Origin of the sequence: Microbacterium testaceum, assembly GCF_006539145.1 — a bacterium.
In the GTDB taxonomy this organism is placed as follows: domain Bacteria; phylum Actinomycetota; class Actinomycetes; order Actinomycetales; family Microbacteriaceae; genus Microbacterium; species Microbacterium testaceum.
The window spans coordinates 343,281-362,999 of the sequence record NZ_BJML01000002.1 but is presented as its reverse complement, the minus strand read 5'-3'; the positions used below and the strand labels follow the sequence as shown (position 1 = coordinate 362,999).

Below are 19,719 nucleotides of genomic sequence, written 5' to 3'. Positions count from 1 at the left end.
ACGGCGCTCGAGGGGTGTCTCACTCGGGGTCACGCGCACGAAACACGCGGTTCGCGGGGGTGCAACGCCCGGCGCGTACGGTCGACAGCACCCATCGGAGACCCTGTGAACGCACTTGCCCGCGCCATCGAGCGCCCCGACCCCGTCGCCGGTTTCGGCGACCGTTCGCCGCTGCACGGGCTCGAGCGACGTCGGATCGGCATCATCGACCTCGCCGCCCAGTCCATCGCGGCGGTCGCCCCGGCAGCGGCGGCGACGACGGTCGTCCTGCTGGTGGCGGGGGTCGCCCCTCACGCGACGGTCGCCTCCATCGTGGCCGCGGCGATCCTGAGCCTCGGGGTGGCCCGGACGGTCTCGCAGTTCGCCCGCCGCTTCGCCGCCACAGGCGCCGTGTACACCTACACCGCTCGCGGTCTCGGCACGCGGGCGGGTCTCGCGGCGGGCGTCGCGATCCTCACGGGGTACGGCGCTGTCGCGATGTTCGCGCTGCTCGGCGGTGCGTACTACGCCACCTATCTCACGGCGGGGCTCTGGCCGTCGATCGATCGGGCGCTGGTCACCGCCCTGTTCGTCGTGGGGCAGGGCGTCCTCGTCGCGTTCGTGCTCGTCCGCGGCATCCGCATCTCCGCTCGCGCGGCACTCGTCGTCGAGACACTGTCGGTCGCGCTGATCGTGGTCCTCCTGATCGTGCTCCTGGTGAAGATCGGGCCGATCGACCTCGCCGCCGTCGCGGGAGTCGGTGTGGCGCACCTCGATCCGACCGCGTTCGCGGCGGGGGCGGTGATCGCCCTGACGGCGTTCGTCGGGTTCGAGTCCGCCGCCACCCTCGGCGTCGAGTCGGTGTCGCCGCTGCGCAACGTCCCGCGCGCGATCACCGGCACCGTCGTGCTGTCCGGTCTGCTCTACGCCCTGGCGGCGGTGACCCAGGTGGCCGGGTTCGACGCCCTCGGGTCCGACCTCTCGACGAGCGCTTCGCCGGTCAACGAGCTCGCCGAGGCATACGGCCTCGGCGGGTGGGGGGTCGTCGCCGATCTCGGCATCGCGGCGTCGTTCCTCGCCTGCACGATCGGCACGACCACCGCGCTCGTCCGGGTGCTGTTCGCGCTGAGCCGTGACGGGGTGCTTCCGACCGCGGTCGGTCGGGCGCATCGGCGCTTCGGCACCCCCGCCGCGGCCGTCGGATGGGCGCTGCCGATCATCATGGCCGTGCCGGTGCTCGTCATCGTCGCGGGGATCGACACCCGCGACGCGATGCACGTCACCATCGGGGTGGGCGCTGCGGGATACATCGTCGCCTACATCCTCGTCTGCGTGGCCGCGCCCGTCTTCCTCCGCCGCATCGGGGAATCCACGATCGGCGTCACGGTGGTCGCCGGGGTCTCGGCGCTGGCCCTCGCTGCGGCCCTCGTGTTGTTCTTCGTCGACGACGCGGTCGAGGGAGGAGCGGTCGTCGCGGTCGTCGGGGTGCTCGCCGTCGTGTCCACCGCGGTCATCGCCGTCCTCCGCCGGCGCCACGGGCCGAGGGCGCTGGGGGTGTACGACGAGCCGGTCGCGGCGCAGGTGCTCGGGGGAGTGGTGTCGACGCGGCATCCCGGCGATGCGTGAGCAGCCGGCGCTCGGAGCGCGACAGCCCGGCGCCGTGCACTCCGCACTCGCGGTCCTCGAGGCCGTGGCTCAGCTCGGTGCCGGGGTGAGCGCCCAGCGTCTGTCGGCCGAGCTCGGCCTGCCGCGCGCGACGACGTACCGTCTCGTCAACCTCCTCGTCGAGGACGAATACCTCGTCCGTACGCCGGACCTGGCGGGGTTCGCCCTGGGCGCGAAGGTCGCGCAGCTGGCCGCGGTGATCGCTCCGCCGGCACGCCTGTCGTCGGCTGCCCGAGCGGTGCTCGCCGAGGCGCGTCGGAGCGTGCGCGGGGGAGTGCACGTGGCGCTCTTCGTCGACGGGCGGATCGCCGTGGTCGATGCCGATCCCGACTTCCCCCTGTCCGACGAGGCGCGTCTCGCGCGCGAACCCGCCCGCTCCGCGCTCGGCCGGCTCATGCTGGTGTCTCAGGGCGAGCGGGGGACGCCGGAACTCGATCGGGCTCGGGACGACTTCGCGCGGTGGGGTGCGACACGCCAGAGCGGAGAGGTGATCGCGGCGTCCGGCTGTCTCGCGGTGCCGATCGTCGACGCGAGCGGTCTCGCGGCGGGTGCCGTGGCGTTCTCCGGGCCGAGGCACCGGGTGGACGATCCCGACGATGTCCTGTCGGTCCTCCGCCCGGCGGCCGACGCCCTCGCCCCGCTGATGGTGTGACGCGCATCGGGTAGGCTGTACACGGCTCTCCGCGTGGCGGTATCCCGGCCAACTCCCCCAGGACGGAAACGTAGCAAGGGTAACCAGGCTCTATCGGGTGCGCGGAGGGTCTTTTCTTTGCCCTGACGAGGCCGCCGGCAGGTCACCGGCGGGCGAAGGGTCCGTCGAGCACCGCCCACTGCAGCAGCATGATGGTCTTGGCATCCTGGATCGATCCGTCGCGGATCTTCGAGAGCGCGACGTCGATGTCGTACTCGAGGATCTCGATCTCTTCATCCTCTTCGGCGAGACCACCGCGGTCGCCCTCCCGCCCGGCCCCGTCGTACGCCGCGGCGAAGAAGTGCAGCCTCTCGGTCACCGAGCCCGGGCTCATGAACGCGTCGAAGACGTGCTCCACCTCGGCGACCCGCACGCCGGTCTCCTCTTCGGCCTCGCGTCGGATCGCGGTGACGGGATCGTCGTCGTCGAGCAGTCCCGCGGCGGTCTCGATCAGCATGCCGTCGGGGTGGTCGTTGACGTAGACCGGGTAGCGGAACTGCCGGGTCAACAGCACGGTCCGCCGTGCAGCGTCGTAGAGCAGGATCGTCGCGCCGTTGCCGCGGTCGTAGGTCTCGCGCGTGAGCGTCGTCCACTCGTCGTCGTCGCCGCGGTAGCGGAACGTCGTCGCCCGCAGCACGTGCCAGCCGGCCGCGAGGAGATCGACATCGGTGACCTCTACTCGCGGGTTGCGGTCGAGGTCGCGACCGGTGAGGTGCAGGCCGGTGCGGCCGCGGTGATCGGGCACGGTGGTGCCGGGGCGTGCATCGTTCATGATTCGGAACGATAATGCAGAAACATGCAACAATGTGAACCATGCTCGCCGCCGCCCGTAAAGACGCCCTGCTCGACCGGCTGCGCCGCGACGGGCGTCTCGTGGTGAAAGACATCGCCGTCGAGTTGGGACTCTCCGAGGACAGCATCCGCCGAGATCTTCGAGAACTGGATGCCGCGGGCCTCGCGGTCCGCGTCTACGGCGGCGCCCTTCCGGCATCGCCGGCCGTCGTCGACTACTCCGCGCGCGTCGAGGTCGCTCGCTTGAGCAAGGCGCGAGTCGCCGCGATGGCGGTGGGCCTGATCGAGCCGGGCGCCACCGTGCTGCTGGACGGCGGCACCACGACTCTCGCGATGGTCGACGCGCTCCCGCGGTCGTTCTCCGGGACCGTCATCACGCACTCTCCGACGATTGCCGCCGCGCTGCTGCACCACGACGCGGAGGTCATCGTCCTGGGCGGGCGCATCTTCAAGCACTCCGCCGTGGCATGCGGGGCCGCGGCGATGGAGGCGGCGCAGAACCTCCGCGCCGACCTCTTCTTCCTGGGGGTGACGGGCGTGCATCCCGAAACGGGCCTTTCGACGGGGGATGCCGAGGAGGCGGCGATGAAGAGAGCGCTCGCCGCCCGCGCGGCCGAGACGTTCGCCCTCGCGAGCGAGGAGAAGCTCGGCGCGGCCTCGCGCTTCGGCATCCTGCCGCTCGACGGGGTGACCGGGATCATCGCCGACCTCGGGCCCGAGACCGTGCTCGCACGGGACCTGGGGGCGGCGGGAGCACGCCTGATCCCCGCGTCGACCTGATCACTCGACGCCGAAGCAACCCCGGAACGGTGTCGGAGGCCCGCAATAGGCTGGACGCGTGACGCAGAGCATCTACATCACGTCGGCCGAAGGTCATTCGGGCAAGTCCTCGGTGGCCCTGGGCGTCCTCGACGCGCTCAGTCGTGTCACTCCGCGCGTCGGCGTGTTCCGCCCCATCGCGCGCTCCACCGCGGAACGCGACTATGTGCTCGAGATGCTGCTCGACCACGACAGCGTCGACCTCGACTACGACGACTGCGTCGGCGTCACCTACGACGACGTCCGCGACGACGCCGATGCCGCCCTGGCGCGGATCGTCGAGCGCTACAAGGCCGTCGAGGCGCAGTGCGACGCCGTCGTCATCATCGGCAGCGACTACACCGACGTCGGAAGCCCCGCCGAGCTGGCGTACAACGCCCGGATCGCCGCCAACCTCGGTGCCCCCGTGCTCCTCGTGCTCGGAGGCCGCGCCCAGCAGGGCCACAGTGAGACGCTCGGCATGTCGGTCGCCCGCACCCCGCAAGAGGTCGGCCAGATCGCCTCGCTCGCGGTGGCCGAGCTCCAGCACGAGCGCGCAGCGCTCTTCGCGGTGATCGCGAACCGCGCCGATCCCGACCACCTCGACGAGATCGTGGCATCCGTCCGCCAGGTGGTCGACACCGTTCCCGTGGGTGCCCCCGCCGAGCACCGGAGCGTTCCCGTCTGGGCCCTGCCCGAAGACCGTTTCCTCATCGCGCCCTCGGTGCGCGGCGTGCTCCGTTCGGTCGAGGGAGAGCTGATCAAGGGCGACCCGGCGCTGCTCACGCGCGAGGTCCTCGACGTCGTCGTGGCCGGTATGTCGATGGTCAACGTGCTTCCGCGTCTCAAGGAGTCGGCGGTCGTGGTCATCCCGGCCGACCGCAGCGAGGTGCTTCTCGCCGCCCTCCTCGCCAACGCCTCGGGAACCTTCCCCTCGCTCGCGGGCATCGTGCTCAACGGCGGGTTCGAACTGCCCGATGCGATCGTGCGCCTGATCGACGGGCTCGGCTCGCCCCTGCCGATCATCGCGACCGACCTCGGCACCTATGACACGGCCGTGCGCATCATGAACACCCGGGGCCGCCTCGCCGCCGACTCGCAGCACCGCTACGACACGGCGCTGGCGATGTTCGAGCGCCACATCGACACCGAGCTGCTCACGCGCGAGCTGGGTGTCGCGCGCCCGAGCGTGGTCACCCCGCTCATGTTCGAGTACGGCCTCGTCGACCGCGCCCGCAGTGACCGTCGCCGTATCGTGCTGCCCGAGGGCAGCGACGACCGCGTGCTGCGCGCCGCCGCCACCGTGCTCTCGCGCGGCATCGCCGATCTCACGATCCTCGGCGAGCCGATCGAGGTGCGCGGGCGTGCGATCGAGCTCGGCATCGACATCCGCGACGCCGAGGTGCTGAGCCCCTTCGACGCCGTGCACGTCGACAAGTTCGCCACCGAGTACGCCCGGCTCCGTGCCCACAAGGGCGTCACCTACGCGCAGGCCGCCGACACCGTGACCGACGTGTCGTACTTCGGCACGCTCATGGTGCACCTGGGGCTGGCCGACGGGATGGTCTCGGGTGCCGCGCACACCACGGCCCACACCATCCGTCCCGCGTTCGAGATCATCAAGACCGCCCCCGGCGTCTCGGTCGTCTCGAGCGTGTTCCTCATGGCTCTCGCCGACCGCGTCCTCGTCTACGGCGACTGCGCCGTCATCCCCGACCCCACCAGCGAGCAGCTCGCCGACATCGCTGTGTCGTCGGCCGCGACCGCCGAGCAGTTCGGCATCGCGCCGCGTGTGGCGATGCTGTCGTATTCGACGGGGGAGTCCGGTACGGGCGCCGACGTCGAGAAGGTGCGCACCGCGACCGCCCTCGTGCGCGAGCGGGCGCCTGAGCTGCTGGTGGAGGGACCCATCCAGTACGACGCCGCCGCCGACGCGGCCGTGGCGCGGGCCAAGATGCCCGACTCCGAGGTCGCGGGACGCGCGACGGTGTTCGTCTTCCCCGACCTGAACACCGGCAACAACACGTACAAGGCCGTGCAGCGCTCGGCCGGTGCCGTCGCGATCGGCCCCGTGCTGCAGGGGCTCAACAAACCGATCAACGACCTGTCGCGCGGCGCTCTCGTCGACGACATCGTCAACACCATCGCCATCACCGCGATCCAGGCCCAGGGGGGCACCTCGTGAGCGTCGTCCTCGTCGTCAACAGCGGTTCGTCGTCGTTCAAGTACCAGTTGCTCGACATGGGCCGCGAAGAGGTCCTCGCCTCGGGCCTAGTCGAGCGCATCGGTGACGGCGTTGGCGTCGCGAAACACACGGTGAGGGCAGCGTCGTTCGGCGTCGAGGGCGAGCCCGCCCCCACGGTGACCGACGTCACCACCACCATCGAGCGGGAGATCCCCGACCACACGGCCGGGTTCGCCGTCATGCTCGACGCCTTCGCCGCGCACGGACCCTCTCTCGACGAGTACCCGCCCGTGGCCGTCGGCCATCGCGTCGTGCACGGCGGAGCGCGCTTCTTCGCCCCCACCGTCGTGACGCCTCTCGTCGAGATCAACATCGACGAGCTCTCGGTGCTGGCTCCCCTGCACAACCCGGCGAACCTCGCCGGTATCGTCGCGGCCAAGAAGGCCTTCCCCGGCGTCCCGCACGTCGCCGTCTTCGATACCGCGTTCCATCAGTCCCTCGCTCCCGAGGCGTACACCTACGCGATCGACCGCGAGATCGCCGAGGCCCACCGCATCCGTCGTTACGGCTTCCACGGCACGAGCCACAAGTTCGTCAGCGAGGCCGCGGCCGCCTTCGTCGGCCGCCCGCTCGGCGAGCTCAAGCAGATCGTCTTCCACCTCGGCAACGGCGCCTCGGCCGCCGCGATCGAAGGGGGGCGCTCGATCGACACGTCGATGGGACTCACGCCTCTCGAGGGGCTGGTCATGGGCACGCGCTCGGGTGACCTCGACCCCGCGGTACTGCTGCAGCTCGCCCGCCGTGCCGACCTGTCCATCGCCGACCTCGACACGCTGCTCAACAAGCGCTCGGGTCTGCTGGGCCTGGCCGGGGTGTCCGACATGCGCGACATCGGGGAGCGGAGGGATGCCGGCGACCCGGCCGCTCAGCTGGCCTTCGACGTCTACATCCACCGTCTGCGCGCCTACGCGGGTGCCTATCTGGCGCAGCTCGACGGTGTCGACGTCATCTCGTTCACCGCGGGGGTGGGGGAGAATTCGATCCGCGTCCGCGAGGAGGCCATGGCGACCCTCGGCTTCGCGGGCGTCGAGATCGATCCCGATCGCAACGCCTCGCGCGAGCGCGGCATCCGGCGCATCTCCGCCGAGTCGTCGCGTGTCGAGGTGCTGGTCGTCCCCACCGACGAAGAGCTCGAGATCGCTCGGCAGACGCTGTCGGTCACGGCCTGACGCCGCCGTGATCAGGTGCCGGCCAGGGCCATGTGCACCTGGTAGCGGTCGCCGCGGTACCACGACGTGACGTGCTCGACCGGGGTGCCGCTGGCACGCGAGGTGCGGCGGAACACGAGCACGGGCGACCCGGCTGAGACGTCGAGGGCCGTCGCCACACCGTCGTCGACGGTCTCGGCCCACACCGTCTGCTCGGCGGCGTCGATGCGCACCCCGTACCGCTCGGCCAGCACCCCGTAGAGCGAGGTACTGAGGTCACGCTCGCCGAGGTCCGCGGCCACGCGCGGCGAGTACCAGCCGAGCTCGAGGGCCATCGGGATGCCGTTGGCCAGGCGGAGCCGCTCGATCGACCAGGCCTGCTCGCCCTCGTCGAGGCCGAGGGCGGCGCGAACGTCGAGGGGCGGCGTCGCGCGCTCGGCGCGGCGCACCAGGGTGGTGGCGACCATCCCCCGGCGGCGCATGTCCTCTGTGAACGAGGCGAGGTGCAGCTGCGACTGCACGCGCCCACCCGCGACGAAGGTGCCCTTTCCCTGGACGGTGTAGAGCTTCTGCTCCTCGATCAGCTGGCGCAGTGCCTCACGTACGGTCGCACGGCTCACCGCCAGTCGCGTCGAGAGTTCTCGTTCCGAGGGGATCGCCGCGTGAGCGGGCCAGGTGCTGCCGATGTCGGCGAGGAGGATCGCGCGCACCTGCGCGTGCTTGGGGACCGGCCCGGGGGTGATTGCGGCGGGCGGGCTGTCGGCATCGCGGAGACGGGGCATGGCGGCGTCGGCTTTCGATGTTGACACGGTCGCCCCAGGCCATTAGCTTCACTGGTACGTACCAGTCTGAGCCAGTGGGCGGATCGTGCGGTGGAAGGTCGTTCCCTTCCAGCCTAGGCGTCTCGGGTGGTGCGTACCGCTGACCCGCCGTCTCACCGAGGAGTGCCCGTGCCCGACATCCTGTCTCCGCTCGTGGGGACCGTTCTGCCCCTGTCGGCGGTCCCCGATCGGCTGTTCGCGCAGGGAGCCATGGGCCCCGGCGTGGCGATCGACCCGCCCGCCGAGGTCGTCGACGCGGTCGCCCCCCTCGCCGGCACCCTCCTGCAGGTCTTCCCGCACGCCTTCGTCGTCGTCGCCGACGACGGTCTCGCCGTGCTCGTACACCTCGGACTCGACACCGTCCAGCTGAAGGGGGAGGGGTTCACCGCGTTCGCGGCGAAGGGGGACCGCGTCGAGGCCGGCGCCCCCGTCATCGCCTTCGACGTGCCCGCGATCCGGGCCGCGGGCCTGTCGAGCATCGTCCCCGTCGTGGTCCTCGAACGCTCCGCCGACGAGATCGCCGTCCTTTCCTCCGAGGGGGCCGCGATCCTTCCCGGCGCCCCGCTCCTGTCCATCTGATCCGCTCCGCCACCGTCGAGAGAGACCCCATGAGCGCTCCCACCCCCGCCACTCGCCGTCGCGGCATCCCGGGCTTCGCCCACATGCAGCGGCTCGGCAAGAGCCTGATGCTGCCCATCGCCGTTCTGCCGGCGGCCGGCATCCTGCTCCGTCTCGGTCAGCCCGACCTTCTGGGCCAGATCGACCTGCCGGTCATCGGACCCTTCTTCCAGGCGATGAGCGCCGCCGGCGGCGCGCTCTTCGACAACCTCGCGCTGCTGTTCGCCGTCGGCGTGGCGATCGGTTTCGCGAAGAAGGCCGACGGCTCGACCGCACTCTCGGCGGTCGTCGGCTACCTCGTTCTCGCCAACGTCTTCAAGGCCATGTCGCCGGTCGTGCTCGCCGGGCAGACGACCGCGGCGGGCGAGCAGGTACAGATCAACTACAGCGTGTTCGGCGGCATCGTGATCGGACTGCTCACCGCCTGGCTGTTCGACCGCTACCACACGATCCAACTGCCGTCCTACCTGGGCTTCTTCGGGGGACGTCGCTTCGTGCCGATCGTCGTCTCGCTCGTCAGCCTCGTCGTCGGCTTCGGGCTCAGCTACTTCTACCCGATCTTCGACACGGGCCTCACGGGCCTCGGCGCCTTCATCGGCGGCACCGGGGCGATCGGCGCTTTCGTGTACGGCTTCACCAACCGCATGCTGATCCCTCTGGGCCTGCACCACATCCTCAACTCGTACGTGTGGTTCCTGCAGGGCTCGTACACGAAGGGCGACGGCAGCGTCGTGACGGGCGAGCTCACCCGGTTCGCCGCCGGCGACCCCACCGCCGGCGCCCTGACTTCGGGGTTCTACCCGGTGCTGATGTTCGGCCTGCCGGCCGCGGCGCTGGCGATGATCCACCTCGCCAACCCCGCTCAGCGCAAGGCCGCGATCGGCATCCTCGGTGCCGCGGGGCTCACCGCCTTCCTGACCGGGGTGACCGAACCGCTCGAGTTCGCGTTCATGTTCGCCGCGTTCCCGCTGTACGTCGTGCACGCCGTGCTCACGGGCATCTCACTCGCCGTCGCCTATCTCCTCGACATCCACCTCGGCTTCTCGTTCTCGGCCGGCCTGTTCGATCTGCTCCTGTACGGAACCGCCCCCGCGGCGAACAACGTCTGGCTGCTCGTGATCATGGGCGTCGTCTACTTCGGCGTGTACTACCTGTTGTTCCGCCTGGTGATCAAGAGATGGAACCTGCGGACCCCGGGCCGCGAGGATCTCTCCGCGCCGACCGATGACGCTCCCGCGGTGGTCGCCGAGACGGCCGCCCCCGCGGAGGGGACGTCGCCGAGCGCACAGGCCACCGCCGCGACCACGACGACCGCCGTCGCCGAAGGCTCCACGGCCGAGCAGCTCATCGCGGCCTTCGGCGGGCGCGGGAACCTCGTGCACGTCGACGCCTGCATCACCCGCTTGCGCATGGAGGTGGCCGATCGCGGGCTGGTCGACCACGCACGCTTGAAGCAGCTCGGCGCCGCGGGCGTGCTCGAGGTCGGCGACAATGTGCAGGCCGTCTTCGGCCCTCGCGCCGAGATGCTCAAGAACGACATCCTCGAGGTGCTGTGATGCAGAGCGGATGCCGATTCCTCGGCGCCCGAGCGAGAGGGGGGCTGTGATGGAGGTCGTCGTCGTCTCCACCCCCGAGGAGGCCGCTCGCGTGGCCGCCGATGCCTACTCGGTGCTCCTGCGCGACACCCCTTCGGCGGTGCTCGGTTTCGCCACGGGATCGACGCCCCTGCCCCTGTACCGCGAACTCATCCGCCGCCATCGCGAGGAAGGGCTGAGCTTCGCTCGAGCGCGGGCGTTCCTGCTCGACGAGTACGTCGGTCTTCCGGCCGGACATCCGGAGCGCTACCGCGAGTTCATCCGCGGCGAGCTGGAGCAGCACGTCGACTTCGCCGCCGACGCGATCGTCGGCCCGGGCGATCTCGACGTCGCGCCGCTCGACGCCGGTCCCGCGTACGAGCAGCGGATCCGCGCGGCGGGCGGAATCGATCTGCAGATCCTCGGCATCGGCTCCGACGGGCACCTCGCCTTCAACATGCCCATGTCGAGCCTGGCCAGTCGGACGCGTCTGAAGACTCTGACGCCCCGCACACGTCAGGACAACGCCCGCTTCTTCGACGGCGACATCGATCAGGTGCCCACCCACTGCCTGACGCAGGGGCTCGCGACCATCCTCGACAGCCGTCACGCGATCATGCTGGGCTTCGGGCGGGGCAAGGCGCAGGCCGTGCGCGAAGCCGTGGAGGGGCCGCTGTCGTCGCGGTGGCCCGCCTCGGTGCTGCAGCTGCATCCGCACGCCACGGTGGTGGTGGACGACGACGCCGCGAGCCAGCTCGCCTTCGCCGAGTACTACCGCACGACCTACGCCGGCAAGCCGGCGGGGCAGGGGCTGTGATGCGCCTGCGTGCCGCCCGCGCCCTCGTGGGCGGTTCGTTCGTGGGGCCGATCGTCGTCGATGTCGCCGCGGGGCGGATCGCCCGCATCCGTCCGGCGACGGGGGGCGAGGACGTCGATCACGACATCGTCGACGGCGTCCTCACGGCGGGGATGCTGGATCTCCAGGTCAACGGCTCGTTCGGCGTCGATGTGGCAGCGGCCGACGACGCGGGCTGGCGGAATCTTCTCGCGGGTCTCGCGGCCCGCGGCGTCACGGGGGTCGAGCCGACCGTCATCACGGCGCCCCTGCCCGACATGATCGGCGCTCTCGAACGCGTCGGTCGCGCGCGCACGGAGTTCGCCGGTGAGCCGGTCGCGCGCATCCTCGGGGCCCATCTCGAGGGGCCCTTCCTCTCTCCCGCCCGCAAGGGTGCCCATCGCGCCGCGTGCATGCTCGCACCCGAGCCCGCGCATCTCGACACCCTGCTGGCGCGCCCCGCCGCCCGAGACGCCCTGCGCACGATCACGCTCGCGCCCGAACTCCCCGGCGCGCTCGACGCGGTCCGCCGCTTGAGCGGAGAGGGCTATGTCGTGGCGGTCGGCCACAGCGACGCCACCGCCGCGCAGGTGCACGCCGCCGCAGACGCGGGCGCGACCATGACCACGCACGTCTTCAACGCCCAGCGACCCCTCAAGCCGCGCGAGCCGGGCGTTCCCGGCGCGGTGCTGTCCGACGATCGGTTCTTCGTCGGCACCATCGTCGACGGCCAGCACCTCGATCCGAGCATCGTCTCGCTCGTGCTCGCCTCGGCCGGTCGTCGCACGGTGGCGGTCACCGATGCCATCGTCACGGCGGGACTCGGCGCCGACCGGTGGTGCGACTTCGGCGGACAACCCGTGGCCAACGACGCGAGGGGACTCGGCCGCCGCCGCGATGGCACGATCGCCGGTGCGGGCATCGTCCTCGACGAGGGCGTCCGTCGCATGATCGCCGCGGGACTGGACCCCGCCGCCGTGCTGTCGGCCTGCACCGAGAACGCCGCGCGCTCCCTCGGACGCACCGACATCGGCCACCTCGCCGAGGGATCGCTCGCGGATCTCGTGCAGTGGGATGCCGACTGGCATCCGTCCTCCGTATGGATCGGCGGACGCGCCCTGTCGGCGACAGTCCGCTGAGGCCTTCCGCCCGCCCTCGCCACTACGCTGGAAGGGCGGCGCTCCGGGCGTTCGCGCCACCGCACCCCGATCTGGAGCCAGCCGTGACCGACAGCCCCGACCTGCCCGACCTCACCGGTTTCCAGGGGGTCCTCTTCGACCTCGACGGGGTGCTCACCCCCACCGCCGAGGTGCACATGCGGGCGTGGAAGACGATGTTCGACGAGCTGTTCGCGGCATGGAAGATCGAGCCCGCCTACACCGATCGCGATTACTTCGAGTACGTCGACGGCAAGAAGCGCTACGACGGGGTGGCGAGCCTGCTGCGCAGCCGCGACGTCGAGGTCCCGTGGGGGGAACCCTCCGACGATCCGTCCGAAGACACCGTCTGCGGCGTCGGCAACCGCAAGAACGAGGTGTTCTCGCGGATCCTCCGCAGCGAGGGCATCGCGCCCTACCCCGGTTCTGTCGCCCTCCTCGACGTGTTGCAGGCCGCGGGGACCCCCATCGCGGTGGTCTCCAGTTCGAAGAACGCCGTCGAGGTCCTCGACGCCGCCGGCATCCGCGAGCGCTTCCCCGTCGTGATGGACGGCGTGATCGCCGAGCGCGACCACCTCTCGTCCAAGCCCGCTCCCGACGTGTTCGCCGAGGCCGCACGTCTGCTGGGCGTCGACCCCGCGCGATCCGTGGCCGTCGAAGACGCGCTGAGCGGCGTGCGCTCCGCCGTCGCCGCAGGCTATGGCGTCGTCGTGGGCGTCGACCGCGGGGTCGGCGCCGACCCGCTCCGCGCCGCCGGGGCCACCGTGGTCGTCGACGACCTCGCCGCGTTCGTAGACTGAGCCGTCGCCACCCGCGACACCCGTCGTCGCCCGCCCCACGGGCGAGACCGAGCACCACCCGCGCGAACGGCCCGAGGCCGCCCCGCGCCGACCCGAACCTGCCACCGGAAGGCACGCCCCGATGATCGATCGCGATCGCTTCCCCGTCGACGAATGGCGCCTCGTCGAGACCGAGTTCTCGCTCGACGACGTGGGGGTCACCGAGACCCTGTTCGCCGTCGGCAACGGCTACCTGGGCCTGCGCGGCAACTCCATCGAGGGCCGCTTCGCGCTCGAGCAGGGCACGTTCATCAACGGCTTCCACGAGACGTTCCCCATCCGGCACGCCGAGCAGGCCTACGGCTTCGCCGAGGTCGGCCAGACGATCATCAACGCCCCGGATGCCAAGGTCATGCGCGTCTACGTCGACGACGAGCCCCTTTCGCTCGACGTCGCCGACGTACGCGAGTACGAGCGCGTGCTCGACATGCGCCAGGGGATCCTCCGTCGCCATCTCCTGTGGGTCACGCCCTCGGGCAAACGCGTCCGCATCGAGGACGAGCGCTTCGTCTCGTTCGACGAGAAGCACCTCGCCGTCCTCCGTCTCACCGTGACGGTGCTCGATGCCGACGCCCCGGTCACCGTGAGCAACCAGCTGCTGAACCGCCAGGACGGCGAGGGGATCTACGGCGGCTCGCCCATGGCATCCAAGCAGTCCGGTTTCGACCCGCGCAAGACCGAGAGACTCAGCGACCGGGTGCTGCAGCCGCGCGAGTACTGGCAGGACGGCAACCGCTCGGCGCTGAGCTACGAGGTCAGCGAATCGAACATGACGCTCGCCGTCATCGCCGATCACCTCGTCGAGACCGAGAACGAGTACACCTCGCGTCAGCTCATCGAGCCCGACATCGCCAAGAACGTCTATCGCGTGCACGCGAAGGCCGGCGTGCCCACGACCATCACCAAGCTCGTGAGCTATCACACCTCGCGAGGTGTCCCCACGGGCGAGCTCCTCGACCGCTGCCGCCGCACGATCGACCGTGCCGTCGAGACGGGGATCGACGGGCTCGTCGAAAAGCAGATCGCCTGGTACGCCGACTTCTGGGACCGCTCCGACGTGCGTATCGGGGGCCACGGCGACCTGCAGCAGGCCACGCGCTGGTGTCTGTTCCAGCTGGCGCAGGCCGCGGCCCGGGCCGATGGGCAGGGGGTCCCCGCCAAGGGCGTCACGGGTTCCGGATACAGCGGCCATTACTTCTGGGACACTGAGGTCTACGTCCTCCCGTTCCTCGCGTACACCTCGCCGCTCTGGGCCCGGAACGCCCTGCGCATGCGCTACCTCATGCTCCCCGCGGCCCGAAAGCGCGCGCACCAGCTCAACGAGGCGGGAGCCCTGTTCCCCTGGCGCACGATCAACGGCGAAGAGGCATCGGCGTACTACGCCGCCGGCACCGCTCAGTACCACATCAATGCCGACGTCGCCTTCGCGCTGGCCAAATATGTCCGCGCGACCGGGGACGAGGAGTTCCTCGCCCGCGAGGGCGTCGACATCGCCGTCGACACCGCCCGCCTGTGGTCGACGCTGGGGTTCTGGCGCTCGAGCGACGCGGTCGATGAGGGCGAGCACGACTCCTTCCACATCCACGGCGTGACCGGACCCGACGAGTACACCACCGTCGTCAACGACAACCTCTTCACCAACGTCATGGCGCGCTTCAACCTGCGCTTCGCGGCGCGGACCGTCCGGGATCTCGCCGAGAACAACCCCGAGGCCTACGCCCAGATGGCCGACCGCATGAACCTCGATCCCTCCGAGCCCGAGCGCTGGGACAAGGCGGCCGAGGCCATGCACATCCCGTTCAGCGAGGCCCTCGGCATCCATCCCCAGGACGCCGTCTTCCTCGAGCGCGAGATCTGGGACCTCGAGAACACCCCGCCCGACCAGCGTCCACTGCTGCTGCACTTCCACCCGCTGGTGATCTACCGCTACCAGGTGCTCAAGCAGGCCGATGTGGTGCTCGCCCTGTTCCTGCAGGGGAATCACTTCACGGATGCCGAGAAGCTCGCGGACTTCGAGTACTACGACCCGCTGACCACGGGCGACTCGACGCTGTCGGCGGTCGTGCAGTCGATCCTGGCGGCCGAGGTGGGCTACCAGGACCTCGCGCTCGAGTACTTCCGTCAGGCCGCGTTCGTGGATCTCGGCGACCTGCACCACAATGCCTCGGACGGTGTGCACGTGGCGTCGGCCGGCGGGGTGTGGACCGCGCTCGTCAGCGGCTTCGGAGGCATGCGCGATCACTTCGGTCTGCTCACCTTCGACCCGCGCCTGCCCGCGGACTGGCCCGAACTGTCGTACGTGCTGCACTGGCACGGCACGCGCCTCGACGTCACGCTCACCGAGACCGCGCTGACACTGCGCGCCGGAGGAGAGGGCGCGCCCGTCACCTTCGCCGTGCGCGGGGTGGATTACACCGTGGCTCCCGGCGAGATCGTGCGCGTCGCGCTGCACGGGCAGGGCCCGGTACGACCGGGGCGGCCGTCGATCCGCCAGCTCGAGGGGTCGGTACGCGAGGACGGAACGCTGCTGTCGGCGTCGGTGCCGATCGTCACGACGGCGATCCCGATCGTGAGCGACGACGACGGTCCGATCGCGGTCGGGCTCGACGGCGGTTTCTGATCCCTTCGAACGCGGCGGCATCCTCCGTGGTGTCGCCGCGTTCGGCGTTTCCGGGTGGATACCGCGCGTCGGGTGGATGCCGGGCGTCGGGTGGATGCCGCGCGTCGGGTGGATGCCGGGGGACACCGGGGTCGGTGAGGGTGCCGGGGCTCGTGGCGCGGTGTCCTCGCCCGGGGGCGACGGGAGGTCCGTCTTCCCGTACCGCTCTTCTCGACGCACGGGAGGAGAAACGGGGAGGGGAGGATGCCGCGAGCCGGTCGAGTCCTCCGTAGCCGCATTCTCCTCCGCTCCTCGTGGCTCGGCGGTCCATCGTCGGGGTCGCGGGGGTCGATCCGCGCGCGCGAGGTGTCGATGACGAGGACGGCGGAGGCGATGTCGGAGGGACGCCGTAGGCTGGTGGGGTGACGACAGCCCTGTACCGCCGATACCGCCCCGAGGCGTTCGGCGAGATGATCGGGCAGTCGCAGGTGACCGAGCCGCTCATGACCGCCCTGCGCAGCGACCGCGTCGGTCACGCGTATCTGTTCTCGGGTCCGCGCGGCTGCGGAAAGACCACGTCAGCCCGTATTCTCGCGCGCTGCCTCAACTGCGCCGCCGGCCCCACCGACACCCCGTGCGGCACGTGCGACAGCTGTGTCGAACTCGGTCGCGGCGGCGGCGGATCGCTCGACGTGGTCGAGATCGACGCGGCGAGCCACAACGGTGTCGACGACGCCCGTGACCTGCGCGAGCGCGCGATCTTCGCCCCCGCCCGTGACCGCTTCAAGATCTTCATCCTCGACGAGGCGCACATGGTGACCCAGCAGGGCTTCAACGCCCTGCTCAAGCTCGTCGAAGAGCCTCCCGCGCACGTGAAGTTCATCTTCGCGACCACCGAGCCCGAGAAGGTGCTCGGCACGATCCGCTCGCGCACGCACCACTACCCCTTCCGACTCGTTCCGCCCGCGGCGATGCTCGAGTACGTTCAAGAGCTCTGCGAGAGCGAGGGCGTGGGTGTCGAGGCCGGCGTCCTGCCGCTCGTCGTTCGCGCCGGGGGTGGCTCGCCCCGCGACACGCTCTCGCTGCTCGACCAGCTCATCGCCGGCTCCGACGCCGATGCCGAGGGGCACGTCCTCGTGCGGTACGAGCGCGCGGTCGCGCTGCTCGGGTACACCCACTCCGAGCTGCTCGACGAGGTCGTCGACGCCTTCGCCGCGAACGACGGCGGGGGAGCCTTCGCCGCCGTCGACCGCGTCGTGCAGACCGGTCAAGACCCGCGCCGCTTCGTCGACGACCTGCTCGAGCGGCTTCGCGACCTCATCGTCGTGGCGGCGACCGGTGCCGGTGCTTCAGCGATCCTGCGGGGCATCCCCGACGACGAGTTCGATCGAATGTCGCGTCAGGCGACGGCATTCGGCGCTGCGCGGCTGTCGCGCACGGCCGACCTGGTGGTCGCGGCTCTCGACGAGATGACCGGGGCCACGTCCCCGCGCCTGCAGCTCGAACTCCTCGTCGCCCGCGTGCTCACCCACGCCGGTATCGCCCAGGGCACGTCACCCGCGATGGCGCACGATCTCGATGCGGCGCGCGGCGGCCCAGGCGCTCCTGCACCGGTTCCGGCGACGGGACGCCCGGCATCTCCCGCGGCGGACATCGCCGCCCCTGGAACGACGCCGGCGGTCGCGAGCCCGGGCAGGTCGCGGGTTGCCGCCCCCGCAACCGTGTCTCCGGCGGGCGTCGCTCCCGCGGGTCCCTCACCCTCCGGGTCTCCTTCCGGGGCTCCTTCCGGGGCTTCGCCCGTGGCTGCGCCGACGGTCGCTGCGCCGACGGTCGCTGCGCCCGGCGTCGCCGCGCCGACCGTGGCATCTCCCGGCGCGATCGCCTCGCCCGGGCCGGGCTCTTCTCCCACGAGTTCTCCGGCGGTGGCGTCGTCCGGTGTCGCCTCACCCGGTTCCGCATCGTCCGCCGCAACCTCGCCGCACGGCTCCGAGGCCGCTCCGGCGCGGCCCACCGACACCGAGTCGACCTCTTCCGCGCCGAGCGACGACGACGTCCCGCCGCCGTTCACCGACGACGACGCTCCGCCGCCCTTCGACGACGACGAGCCCTCTCCGCCCGTGTCGCCTGCGCGCACCGACCGCGGCGCGGCTGAGGCGACGGCGCTCGCCGACCCACGCTCGCAGGGCGACACTCGCGCGACAGCGGAAGCACCTTCCCTCCCCGCCGCGTCGGCAGGTGCGGGCCGTGCAGAAACGACGGACGATGCCCATCCGTTCGATACGGCTCCCACCCCGCAGACCGCGTCTCCCGAGCCCGAGAGCGACCCGGCGCCGACCGACCGGGCGGCGGCGACCCCGCCCCGCGAAGCGACCCCGCCCCGGGAAGCGACCCCGCCCCGGGAAGCGACCCCGCCCCGGGAAGCGACCCCGCCCCGCGAGGCTGCCGTGTCGTCCGCGTCGGAGCCGATCGAACAGCGACCCGTCCCGGCGCCGATCTCGAACGCGCCGTCCGACGACACCGAAGACGCGTCACCGCTCGACCCGATTGCGCCCACACCGCCGGCCACTCCGGTCGGTCCGATCGAGCTCGGGCACGTCCGCGACGCGTGGCCCGAGGTTCTCGGTCAGCTCGAGGTCGCGAGTCGCTCGTCGTGGCTCGTCGTCTCGACGGCGGCCGTCGCCGCCTTCGAGGGCGACGTCCTCACCCTGGCGTTCCGCACGGGCAGCGATCTCACCGCCTTCAAGACACGCACCCCCGAGGGCGGCCCGAGCGAAGACCTGCGCCACGCCATCCAGGCGGTCCTCGGCGTCCGGGTCAAGTACCTCGCCCGCCTGGAGGGGGACGGCCCCGGAGGTTCCGGTCCCGGGGGCGCGTCGCGTGGTCCTTCCGGCCCCGCGAGCGGTCCGGCGTCCGGCCCTCCCGCCCCCGCGCCGCGCTCTCCGCAGAGTTCGGCTCCATACTCGTCTTCGGTGACCGAGTGGGCCGTCGCTCCCATTCCGGCATCCGATGGTTCTGCTCCGGCCACGACGCGCGCCGCAGCGGCTCCGTCGACGGCGCTCGCGGTCGACGACGAACCCGACGAAGCGATCGCGGTCGCCCCCTCCGGGGTGCACGAGGGTGTCGTCCTCCCGCCGCGCGAGGTCACCCCCTCGGTGCCCGCGCCCGACGAGGCCGACGACGATGACGTGATCCCGCCGGTCGACGAGTCCGAGGTCCCGCTGCCGCCGGTCGTCGTTCCGCGTATGGCGCCGCTCAGCGGGGGAGTTCAGCGCTACGGCGAAGCCGTGGTGCGCCAGATGCTCGGCGCGAACTACGTGCGCGATGAACCCTACGAACCCCCGACGAGGTTCACCTGATGTACGACGGCATCGTCCAAGACCTGATCGACGAATTCGGGCGCCTTCCGGGCATCGGTCCGAAATCCGCTCAGCGCATCGCGTTCCACATCCTGCAGTCGCCATCGTTCGACGTGTCGCGTCTGTCGACGCTGCTCGGCGAGATCCGCGACAAGGTGAAGTTCTGCGAGATCTGCGGCAACGTCTCCGAGCAGGACCGCTGCTCGATCTGCCGTGATCCGCGTCGTAACGCCACCCTCATCTGCGTGGTCGAGGACGCCAAGGACGTCTCGGCGATCGAGCGCACGCGCGAGTTCCGCGGCCTGTATCACGTGCTCGGCGGAGCCATCAGCCCCATCGCGGGCATCGGTCCCGACGACCTTCGCGTGACCCAACTCATGCAGCGCCTCGCCGACGGCACCGTGCAAGAGGTCATCCTCGCGACGAATCCGAACCTCGAGGGCGAGGCGACCGCGACCTACCTCAGCCGGCTCATGCACACCCTCGAGATCCGTGTGACGCGTTTGGCATCCGGTCTGCCTGTCGGCGGCGACTTGGAATACGCCGACGAAGTGACCCTGGGCCGCGCCTTCGAGGGTCGTCGCACGCTCTGACCCGACTCG

The 19,719-nt window shown here is 71.0% G+C and carries 15 protein-coding genes and 1 other RNA gene; 14 read left to right on the top strand and 2 right to left on the bottom strand.

What is annotated here, in order from left to right:
- Positions 1-105 precede the first annotated feature (105 nt).
- The 3 genes from MTE01_RS05750 to ffs all read left to right on the top strand — a co-directional run bounded on the left by MTE01_RS05750 (position 106) and on the right by ffs (position 2,413).
- Entirely contained in the window at positions 106-1,605 is a 1,500-nt protein-coding gene (locus MTE01_RS05750; protein ID WP_141376205.1) for an APC family permease, read from the top strand.
- Positions 1,598-2,296, top strand: a complete 699-nt coding sequence (locus MTE01_RS05745) for a helix-turn-helix domain-containing protein (RefSeq protein WP_116239147.1) — start codon at positions 1,598-1,600, stop codon at positions 2,294-2,296. Before MTE01_RS05750 ends, MTE01_RS05745 begins: the two co-directional genes overlap by 8 nt.
- Positions 2,297-2,316: 20 nt before the next feature.
- Positions 2,317-2,413: signal recognition particle sRNA small type (ffs, locus tag MTE01_RS05740), an RNA gene on the top strand.
- Positions 2,414-2,438: 25 nt separating this feature from the next.
- Here ffs and MTE01_RS05735 read toward each other — a convergent pair.
- A complete protein-coding gene (locus tag MTE01_RS05735) occupies positions 2,439-3,107 on the bottom strand; it encodes an NUDIX domain-containing protein (protein WP_141376203.1) in 669 nt (222 codons plus the stop codon).
- A 41-nt stretch (positions 3,108-3,148) separates the two neighbouring features.
- Between MTE01_RS05735 and MTE01_RS05730 the strand changes: the two genes are divergently transcribed.
- The 3 genes from MTE01_RS05730 to MTE01_RS05720 are packed head-to-tail and all read left to right on the top strand — an operon-like array spanning position 3,149 to position 7,339.
- Complete coding sequence (locus MTE01_RS05730) at positions 3,149-3,907, top strand: DeoR/GlpR family DNA-binding transcription regulator (protein WP_141376201.1); 759 nt, start codon at positions 3,149-3,151, stop codon at positions 3,905-3,907.
- 58 nt (positions 3,908-3,965) lie between these two features.
- Positions 3,966-6,110 carry a phosphate acetyltransferase gene (gene pta, locus MTE01_RS05725; protein WP_103206081.1) on the top strand — a complete coding sequence of 715 codons (2,145 nt, stop codon included), beginning with the start codon at positions 3,966-3,968 and terminating at the stop codon, positions 6,108-6,110.
- Entirely contained in the window at positions 6,107-7,339 is a 1,233-nt protein-coding gene (locus MTE01_RS05720; protein WP_141376199.1) for an acetate/propionate family kinase, read from the top strand. Before pta ends, MTE01_RS05720 begins: the two co-directional genes overlap by 4 nt.
- 11 nt (positions 7,340-7,350) lie before the next feature.
- Here MTE01_RS05720 and MTE01_RS05715 read toward each other — a convergent pair whose 3' ends face one another.
- On the bottom strand, positions 7,351-8,100 hold the full coding sequence (locus MTE01_RS05715) for a GntR family transcriptional regulator (protein WP_103206083.1): 750 nt from the start codon (positions 8,098-8,100) through the stop codon (positions 7,351-7,353).
- 168 nt (positions 8,101-8,268) lie between these two features.
- Here MTE01_RS05715 and MTE01_RS05710 point away from each other — a divergent pair, with 168 nt between their 5' ends.
- The 8 genes from MTE01_RS05710 (at position 8,269) to recR (ending at position 19,710) form a co-directional block, all read left to right on the top strand.
- On the top strand, positions 8,269-8,718 hold the full coding sequence (locus MTE01_RS05710) for a PTS sugar transporter subunit IIA (RefSeq protein ID WP_141376197.1): 450 nt from the start codon (positions 8,269-8,271) through the stop codon (positions 8,716-8,718).
- Between the two features lie 29 nt (positions 8,719-8,747).
- On the top strand, positions 8,748-10,313 hold the full coding sequence (locus MTE01_RS05705) for a PTS transporter subunit EIIC (RefSeq protein ID WP_141376195.1): 1,566 nt from the start codon (positions 8,748-8,750) through the stop codon (positions 10,311-10,313).
- Between the two features lie 49 nt (positions 10,314-10,362).
- Entirely contained in the window at positions 10,363-11,148 is a 786-nt protein-coding gene (nagB, locus tag MTE01_RS05700) for a glucosamine-6-phosphate deaminase (RefSeq protein WP_141376192.1), read from the top strand.
- The gene (locus MTE01_RS05695; protein ID WP_218026324.1) at positions 11,148-12,305 is read left to right on the top strand and encodes an N-acetylglucosamine-6-phosphate deacetylase; all 1,158 of its coding nucleotides are present in this window, start codon (positions 11,148-11,150) and stop codon (positions 12,303-12,305) included. Before nagB ends, MTE01_RS05695 begins: the two co-directional genes overlap by 1 nt.
- Positions 12,306-12,388: 83 nt before the next feature.
- On the top strand, positions 12,389-13,123 hold the full coding sequence (locus MTE01_RS05690; protein ID WP_103206087.1) for an HAD family hydrolase: 735 nt from the start codon (positions 12,389-12,391) through the stop codon (positions 13,121-13,123).
- 121 nt (positions 13,124-13,244) lie between these two features.
- Complete coding sequence (locus tag MTE01_RS05685; protein WP_103206088.1) at positions 13,245-15,782, top strand: glycoside hydrolase family 65 protein; 2,538 nt, start codon at positions 13,245-13,247, stop codon at positions 15,780-15,782.
- Between the two features lie 401 nt (positions 15,783-16,183).
- The gene (locus MTE01_RS05680; RefSeq protein ID WP_141376190.1) at positions 16,184-19,117 is read left to right on the top strand and encodes a DNA polymerase III subunit gamma and tau; all 2,934 of its coding nucleotides are present in this window, start codon (positions 16,184-16,186) and stop codon (positions 19,115-19,117) included.
- Positions 19,117-19,710, top strand: a complete 594-nt coding sequence (gene recR, locus MTE01_RS05675) for a recombination mediator RecR (protein WP_103206090.1) — start codon at positions 19,117-19,119, stop codon at positions 19,708-19,710. Before MTE01_RS05680 ends, recR begins: the two co-directional genes overlap by 1 nt.
- The last annotated feature ends 9 nt before the right edge of the window (positions 19,711-19,719 follow it).